General features: G+C 36.7%; 7 protein-coding genes. 3 read left to right on the top strand and 4 right to left on the bottom strand.

Going from position 1 to position 8,890, the window contains the following annotated elements:
- Positions 1-996, top strand: a 996-nt coding sequence (gene rlmN, locus AC3DU7_RS17565) for a dual-specificity RNA methyltransferase RlmN (protein ID WP_488040611.1), incomplete at its 5' end; no start/stop codon positions are given.
- Positions 997-1,371: 375 nt separating this feature from the next.
- Here the strand turns inward: rlmN and AC3DU7_RS17560 are convergent.
- The 4 genes from AC3DU7_RS17560 to AC3DU7_RS17545 form a co-directional block, all read right to left on the bottom strand.
- Positions 1,372-1,581 (bottom strand): hypothetical protein, encoded by a 210-nt coding sequence (locus tag AC3DU7_RS17560; RefSeq protein WP_488040610.1) that lies wholly within the window; start codon positions 1,579-1,581, stop codon positions 1,372-1,374.
- 16 nt (positions 1,582-1,597) lie between these two features.
- Positions 1,598-1,849 carry a HEAT repeat domain-containing protein gene (locus AC3DU7_RS17555; RefSeq protein ID WP_488040609.1) on the bottom strand — a complete coding sequence of 84 codons (252 nt, stop codon included), beginning with the start codon at positions 1,847-1,849 and terminating at the stop codon, positions 1,598-1,600.
- Positions 1,789-2,256 carry a hypothetical protein gene (locus AC3DU7_RS17550; RefSeq protein WP_488040608.1) on the bottom strand — a complete coding sequence of 156 codons (468 nt, stop codon included), beginning with the start codon at positions 2,254-2,256 and terminating at the stop codon, positions 1,789-1,791. Before AC3DU7_RS17550 ends, AC3DU7_RS17555 begins: the two co-directional genes overlap by 61 nt.
- 285 nt (positions 2,257-2,541) lie before the next feature.
- Positions 2,542-4,485: an ABC transporter ATP-binding protein gene (locus AC3DU7_RS17545; RefSeq protein ID WP_488040607.1), complete on the bottom strand. Its 1,944-nt coding sequence runs from the start codon at positions 4,483-4,485 to the stop codon at positions 2,542-2,544.
- A gap of 569 nt (positions 4,486-5,054) precedes the next feature.
- Here AC3DU7_RS17545 and AC3DU7_RS17540 point away from each other — a divergent pair.
- Entirely contained in the window at positions 5,055-6,824 is a 1,770-nt protein-coding gene (locus tag AC3DU7_RS17540; RefSeq protein ID WP_488040606.1) for a diguanylate cyclase, read from the top strand.
- A 1,502-nt stretch (positions 6,825-8,326) separates the two neighbouring features.
- On the top strand, positions 8,327-8,869 hold the full coding sequence (locus AC3DU7_RS17535; protein WP_488040605.1) for a DUF4168 domain-containing protein: 543 nt from the start codon (positions 8,327-8,329) through the stop codon (positions 8,867-8,869).
- Positions 8,870-8,890 lie beyond the last annotated feature (21 nt).

Below are 8,890 nucleotides of genomic sequence, written 5' to 3'. Positions count from 1 at the left end.
TTATCCTTGTCTGAGTTAACAGAGTGGGTACAACAGCAAGGACAACCTGCTTATCGAGGCAAACAACTATATCAATGGATATATCAAAAAGGGGCTAAGTCTCTGGCAGATATCACTGTATTTTCCAAACAATGGCGCGAGGAGATTAAGCATTTTCCCATAGGTCGCTCTGCCATACATTACCGCTCCGTTGCTCCGGACGCAACAGTTAAATATCTGCTACAACTATCAGACGGTAATATTATTGAAACTGTGGGCATTCCTAGTCATAAACGTCTAACTGTATGTGTGTCTTCTCAGGTCGGTTGTCCAATGGCTTGTGATTTTTGTGCTACTGGAAAAGGAGGCTTTACCCGCAACCTAGAAGCACATGAAATTATCGACCAAGTGCTGACTGTGCAAGAAGATTTTGAGCGACGAGTTAGCCATATTGTGTTTATGGGAATGGGGGAACCGTTGCTGAATACTAAAAATGTCTTGGCTGCAGTGAGGTCTCTGAATCAAGATGTGGGTATTGGACAACGTAATATAACTATCTCTACTGTGGGAATTCGCGATCGCATTCGTCAATTAGCCGAACATAAACTGCAAGTGACTCTCGCTGTTAGTCTTCATGCTTCTAATCAAAGATTGCGGGAACATCTGATTCCTAGTGCTAAATCTTATCCATTAGGGGATTTGATAGCAGATTGTCGTGAATATGTCAACCTCACAAAGCGAAGAATTAGTTTTGAGTATGTGATGTTAACTGGTTTTAATGATTTACCAGACCATGCTAAAGAATTGGCTAAAAATCTGCGGGGGTTTCAGTGCCATGTTAATTTAATTCCCTATAATCCTATTAGTGAGGTTGACTATCAAAGACCAACAGGAGAAGATATCAACGCTTTTGTTAATGCTCTGGAAGAAAAACATATTGCAGTTAGCGTTCGTTATTCCCGTGGTTTAGAAGCTGACGCCGCTTGTGGGCAATTACGGGCGTCGCGGGTTAGTTAGTGTGGCTCACAGGGATTATGGCACGGATGTACGGATAGAGTAGGTAGGTTGGGTTAAGCGGCAGCGCAACCCAACAAAAGCGAAAAATCTGACCAAAAAATGTAGACAGAGGTACTGATAACTGAAATATGGCTCACAGGGATTATGGCACGGATGTACGGATAGAGTAGGTAGGTTGGGTTAAGCGGCAGCGCAACCCAACAAAAGCGAAAAATCTGACCAAAAAATGTAGACAGAGGTACTGATAACTGATTATGGCACGGATGTACGGATAGAGTAGGTAGGTTGGGTTAAGCGGCAGGAAAGTGTAACGCACCGCCAAATCTACAATGTTTCGGTGGGTTACGCTGACGCTAACCCACCCTACTGTTGCTCTCACGAATTCTCTAATTCCTGCAATGTCTCTTTTGCCCACTCCTGCAGTTGTTCGTCTGGGTCATTTTCTGCTCTGTCTTGTAATAGTGGGAAGATTTGCGGATGCTCTGGGTAATATTCGACTATTGCTTCTAGTGCTGTTTGTCGAGGGTTGTCTTGAAAGTCATTTTCACGTTGAAAGGGATCATTGAGGGCGATACGATAAAACAATTCTAAAATTCCCTCCTCATGTTTCCCAACCAGTAGCTATTTGTCGCACCGCTTCACTTCGCACACCCCAATTCTCATCAGACACTACCCATTGTTTGAGTAATTCTAAAATTCCCTCCTCATGTTTCCAACCAGTAGCTATTTGTCGCACCGCCTCCCGTCGCACACCCGATCTATTATCAGACACTACCCATTGTTTGAGTAATTCTAAAGTTCCCGGCTGATTTTTCCAATCAGTAGCAATTTGTCGCACTGCTTCACGTCGCACATCCGAGTCACCATCAAAGGTGGATTAATTTCATTCCCAATAGTAACTAATTTCTTAGTATCCAAAAATTTTATATCATTATCAAAAGCACTAACCAAAACTTCTAAAACTGACTTATTTTCAATAAACTTTTTTAAAGGTTTAGTATATTTCTTTAACTCACTTTCACTTAACTCAGCATTTTCTAACTCTTGCTGTATCAAATCTAAAAAATATTTAATAGCTTGTGCCGTAGCTTCTTGTAAAACTTTTCCATTTGTTATCCCACCAATAGCATCAGAAATACCTTGTTTAAAAAAATCTTTAACATAGTCTTCAGCAGTACCCTTAGCTAATTCTCCAATAACTTCCTGAGCAATAAATTTAACCGCTTCACTACCACCCCAAGCAATTAACCATTCAATCATAATTATTTAATCTGTTATGTGTTAGTTATTTTTTATAATAGCGCTGTGCGCAGGCAACAGGCAACAGGCAACAGGCAACAGGGGGAATAAAAAACCGATAGGCGTAGGTTGGGTTGAGGAACGTTAGCGGAGCTTATCCGTTAGGATAAACCCAAAAGTAGCAAGGTTTTGTTGGGTTTCCCTTCGGGAAGCTCCGCTAACACTGCCGTTCAACCCAACCTACGTTTTTAGGCGTGTCACTTTCTTCCCTCCTGACTCCTGACTCCTGACTCCTGACTCCTAAAGTTAAGAAACCTTAAACCTCTCTAAATTTCCAGTAGGAATAGAGGCAATAAGTTGTCGCGTATACTCTTGTTGCGGTTGATTATAAACTTGTTCAGCTAGGCCAATTTCTTCAATTTTACCTTGATTCATTACCATAATTCGATCGCTCATAAATTTGACTACACTCAAGTCATGGGAAATAAATATGTAAGTTAAACCAAACTCATCCTGTAACTCTTTAAACAAATTCAACACTTGCGCTTGCACCGATACATCTAAAGCTGAAACAGACTCATCACAAATAATCAATTTAGGATTCAACGCTAAAGCACGAGCAATACAAATTCGTTGACGTTGACCACCAGAAAAAGCATAGGGATAACGATTTAATGAATCAGCAGTTAATCCTACCCTTTCTAATAAATATGCTGCACGATCGCGTCGAATTTTGTAACTATTGCCTACGCCATGAATTAACATTGGCTCCATCACCGCATCGCCAACAGTAAAACGAGGGTCCAAAGAACTAAAGGGGTCTTGAAAAATAATTTGCATATCCCGTCGCAACCTCCGCATCAATTGCTTAATTCCCGACTTACCATGAGAGTTTGTAATTTCTTGACCCTCAAAAAATACCTGCCCACTTGTAATAGGAATCAATTGTAATATTGCTCTAGCTAAGGTACTTTTACCACAACCAGACTCTCCCACTAAACCTAAAGTTTCACCAGGAGAAACTGCAAAATAAACGTCATTAACTGCCATATATAAACGTTTAGTTTTACCAAACATTCCTTTGACTGGGAACCCTACTCGCAAATTATTAACTTGTAAGATATTTTCCGTTGTTTGGGGAGTTGTTCGTTTTGCTAAATCTACATCTTGTTTTTCTGCTGCTGTTATCTCTTTTTCCCTAATTTCAATTTCGCCATTCGAGTTTGTTACTTCTTCCATAAAATCAGAAACAGTAGGTAGACGCAAAATTTTTCCATCGAGGGGAGGGCGACAAGCTAATAAACCTTTTGTGTAGGGATGCTGTGGCTGAGTAAATATTTGTCCGATTTCGCCAAACTCAACTATTTTACCTTGATACATTACTGCTACAGTGTCTGCAACTTCAGCCATTACTCCTAAGTCGTGAGAGATAAATATCACTGACATTCCTCTGCGTTTTCCTAACTCCCGGAGTAATTCTAAAATTCTCGCTTGCACTGTGACATCTAAAGCTGTTGTGGGTTCATCTGCAATTAATAGAGTAGGATTACAAGAAATCGCCATTGCTATCATCACTCTTTGCAATTGACCGCCAGAAAGTTCGTGGGGATAACGGTCTAGCATGGCCAGCTTTTTTTTGTTGACTTGCAGCATAATTTCGCGATCGCTTGCACCACTACCACTACTTCTTCCTTCTTTTTCCCCCCCTTTCAAAGGGGGGTAGGGGGGATACCTCCTTCCTTCTTCTGTTATTTCTTCTATAGATTTTTGTCGCAGCACTTCATCATTGGGCAGTAGTTTGACTTCTTGAAGTAGAGATGCTGCTTGACGTCGTGCTTCTGCTGGTGAAATATTTTGATGAAATCTAATAGCTTCTGTTAATTGAAATCCAATGGTATAAACAGGGTTTAGAGAACTCATCGGTTCTTGGAAAATCATGGCTATTTTGCCACCCCGGTATTCTTGTTTTTGCTCTTCTGATAACTGTAATAAGTTTATAGGTTGAGAATTTTGTTCATTTTCAGCAGAATTATTGAACCAAATTTCACCGCTAATTTGACAAGATTTAGTTAGTAATAAGCCCATAATTGCTAGAGATGTAACAGATTTTCCGGAGCCTGATTCTCCTACAATTCCTAAAGTTTGCCCTCGTTTGACAACAAAAGATATACCATCAACAGCTTTTAGTAGTTTTTCTTCTGTTGTAAATTGAACTTTAAGGTTGCGAACATCCAGTACAATATTGCTCATTATAAACTAAGTATTAATAATCAGGTTAATTTATAGATAATATTTTTGTAAATTATATAACAAGACTATAATTTTGTCAATTTTTTTAATAATTAAAATATTCTCTATAGCAATCCTAAATAGGTTGCGACAAATCAAAAAGTAGATAAAAAAACTGAAACTCTTACCTGTTCCCTGTTCCCTCTCTTGGTCAGCATTCCCTTTCTTGGTGCGCGTTCCCTTGCTACTGTCGTCGTCGCGGGGTCGCACCGCTTGCGCCTTTCGGCGGCGCGGTATCTGACCGCTATTCCCTAAAAAACAGTAAGATTTTTGACACTAATAAAATAGGATTGGTATAGTTTTTAATTTGCCCAATTTATTTGCCCAATTTGAGACTCAACTAATTAAGTATTTGATCTAAAAAATTATTAAGGTAAAATAGTTATTAACTATTATTTAGTAGGTAATTATTATCTAGTAAATAATAACCAATATAGAAAAAGCATCTTTTTTTTTGGATAATTTTACTGAAATATTTCAATGAATTTAGTTATAGCAAATTACTAATTTATGTATATATACTTAAAATTATGTATAACAATCAATTTAAAAAATTTTTGGGTGATATCTTAGTAGTGGATGACCAACCTAATAATCTCCGAATTTTAGCTAAAATACTATCTAAAAAAGGGTATCACGTTAGGGAGGCAATCAATGGAGAAATGGCATTAATAGCTATTGAATCACAAGTGCCTGATTTGATTTTATTAGATATTATGATGCCAGAAATAGATGGTTATAAAGTTTGTCAACACTTAAAAGCAAACCCTAAAACTAAGGATATTTCTATTATTTTTGTTAGTGCTCTTAACGGTTCTGTTGATAAAGTAAAAGGATTTTCCGTGGGAGGAGTAGATTATATTACTAAACCACTACAAATAGAAGAATTATTGGCTCGTGTAGAAAATCAACTGATGATGACCAAACAAAAACAAAAATTACAAGAAGAAAATACTCAACTCAAACAAGAGATTTCAGAACGTCAACAAACTGAGGAAGAATTACAATTATTACACAGAGCAATTGATGCTTGTCAAAATGGGATAATGATTACTGACTCTACTCAAACAGATAATCCAATTGTTTATGTCAATCAAGGCTTTGAAGAATTGACTGGTTATTCAAAAGCAGAAGTAATGGGCAAAAATCCTAGATTTTTACACAAAAATAATCCACATCAAACTGCTCTGAGAGAAGTTTCTATAGCTCTACAAGAACAAAGAAAATGTAATGTGATTTTACAAAATACTCGTAAGAATGACACAAGATGGTGGAATCAACTATCTATTTCTCCGGTACCAGACACTACTGGAAGACTACTAACTCACTTTATCGGTGTGCAAACTGATGTAACTCAACGCCAAGAAACGGAGTTAGCGCTACGATTATCTGAAGAAAAATTTGCCAAAGCATTTAGTACTAATCCAGCTCCAATGATGATTTGTACACTTAGAGAAGGACAGTTATTGGATGTAAATAATAGTTTTTGTACCTTGAGTGGCTATAACAGAGAAGAATTACTTAGCCAAAGCACTATAGATTTAAGAATTTGGGTAGACTCAAAAGAACGTAGTCGCATTACTAAGATATTAACATTAAAAGGAAAATTCAAAAACCAAGAAGTTAATTTTCGCACCAAGTCAGGGAAAATTATCACGACTCTCCTCTCCGCAGAAGTTATTTACATAGATCGAGAAGCTTGTGTAGTAGCAGTAGGGAAAGATATCACAGATCGTAAACGGATGGAAACAGCTATGTCAAGAGCTAATCAAGAGTTGGAACGCCTTGCTAGCATAGATAGTCTAACCGCGGTAGCAAACCGTCGTGAATTCGATCAATATTTCCGTCAACAGTGGCAAGTATTGAAACGGGAACAGTTGCCCCTAACTATTATTATGTGCGATATAGATTATTTTAAAAGCTATAACGATACTTATGGCCATCAAACAGGAGACTATTCTTTAAGGCAAGTTGCTCAAGCTATTAAGCGTTCGGTGAAACGTCCTGCAGATTTAGTGGCACGTTATGGGGGCGAAGAATTTGTCATAACTTTACCTAATACTCTAATTGAAGGGGGTATTCATGTAGCAGAAAGAATTCAGCAGCAAGTAAGACTATTAGAAATAGTACATCATGCATCTGATGTGAGTAGATATGTCACTGTCAGTATGGGGGTTGCTAGCATAGTTCCTAATCAACTATTGTCTCATGAAATTTTAATTGTTGCTGCCGATCAAGGGCTTTATAAAGCGAAAAGACAAGGAAAAAACATGATTGTGAGGAATGACATGTTATACTAAATTTGGTTGATAGAGTATCCTTAAAAAAGGAGTCGGGAGGAAAAAAGTAGATATTTCCCTAGCTTTTACACAAACGATACCAACGGACATGATATTATACGAATAATAAAAATTTTCTACATTTTTAGTTCAATAGTTACTAGTGCAGGATAGCGGAAATAACTAACCAGTTAAAAAAGGTTTAAAAGCTTGTAAAATAACCTTTCTTCTCTTCTGCATTCTGCCTTTTTGCACTAGCCCTTACCTGACAATAATGATGTTATATCAAATCCGGTAGCATCGGTTTAATAAGATAGTGAATCAGAATCCAGAATTCATAATTTCCTACGGAATGCTCCGCAAACAGAAAGGAAAATAACTCAGAATTCTTTCCGCTCTGGATGAAGATGGAATATTTTTTTATACCGAATTAAACGGATTCGATATTAACGAATAATTAAGGTTTAAAGCCTCTTCTTCTTTAATAAAGAAAATCATGTTCGCCAATTCTATTCGTTTTAAGGAGATATTATACCAAATCCGGTTATGAAAAGCCAATCTTTTCTGCTCTCAGTAGGGGAAGATAGTAGTCAGGAGGAATGAGAATTATAGAAGAGGTAGTCAAAAGAATCGTCCCAAGATTGTTCTTCCCCTATCTTGCCCAAAATACGCTCTTAATTGAACCATTACCACATAAAAGCTGGTACTCCCTTAGTACCTGAAAATTCTAAAACTTTTACCTTTCAACAATAGACATCTCCGGAAAAGAGGGAGTAGGGAGTAGGGAGAAATAATTGATGATTTATGCGTATGGGATTGATTTAATTTTTGATTATTGGAGATGTCTAATTAATAATTAATCAGCAAACCCTAATTCGCCATAATAAAAATATTTTCTCTGATAAGTTTCCCTCAGATCCCAGCTCTGGTGTTCCCTGTTCCCTAAAATTTTTATTTTGGGTATTTAAAGAGACATGATATAATTATTGTAATATTGTAAGGTGAACTTATTTTTGAGTTAAAATAGGCCGTAGCTGAAAAAAAGTTTATCGCACCACCCAGTACCTTAGTAGACCAGGGAAAGCAAACTGACTCCCTTGCAGCTTAACTTCACTAAACAAATCTGAAATGCAGCATTTCTCTTATTTTTTTTGTAGTCAGCTTTTTCTATAAGTATAATTTCCGACTGGCCTATAGCTATTATGTATACTAAAGCTTTGGGTAATCAAATTTATTTATTTTCAGTACCGAGGATGAAAATTAGTAAAATATTTTACTAAATCATTTGATGTATTCAAGCAGGAGAATGAAAAACTAAATATTTAAAATATACCTATTGGGTAAAATATCTAGCTCCTAAAAATTAAAAATTCTTGGATAAAGCACAGATGATGTGCTGTATGATAAATCACTTTAATCTTTTCTACTTTCATTAGATACTCTTAAGTAATAAGGAACTTTCTCAGATTAAAGTAATTCGTAAGTACTTAGATAGTTTAATTTTTATTCGTTAATCAAAGATTATGAAGATTAAAGCTTTATTTTGTACTGTTCAACTATATCCCCATAGACTAATATCCCAGTCTTTGTTAGTAGCAACTCTTTCTACATTAGGCTTAATGATGGGTGTAGTACCTACTAGGTTATCTAGCTCATTATTGCCTGTATTTGATACAGCTGTCCAAGCTCAGGAATCTTTTACAGATGAAGAAGTAAACTTTACAGATGAAGAAATAACTAAATATAGCAAAGCAGTCTTACAAATCGAAAACGAAAGAATAGGAGTTTATAGAGAAATTCAAAATGAATTTCAAAAACAAAGTCCAGGAGGAGCTATTCCTCCAATTATTTGTAATCAGAAAAGTAGTGTTAATGATCTACCACGAAATATTAAAGTAATTGCCGTGAATTACTGCAATAAAGCTAAAGACATTATTAATAGCAATGATATGACCGTGACTCTGTTTAATCAGATTACAATGGCTCAAAAGATTAATCAAACCTTACGAGCAAGAATTCAAGAAGAGTTGCTCCGTCTTCAACAAGAGCAAACTAGTAGTCAATAAACATCTCCAGAAAAGAGGGAA

This window comes from Okeania sp., from assembly GCF_983059655.1.
Note: the sequence above shows the minus strand (reverse complement) of the source record. Positions and strands in the feature narration are given on the sequence as shown.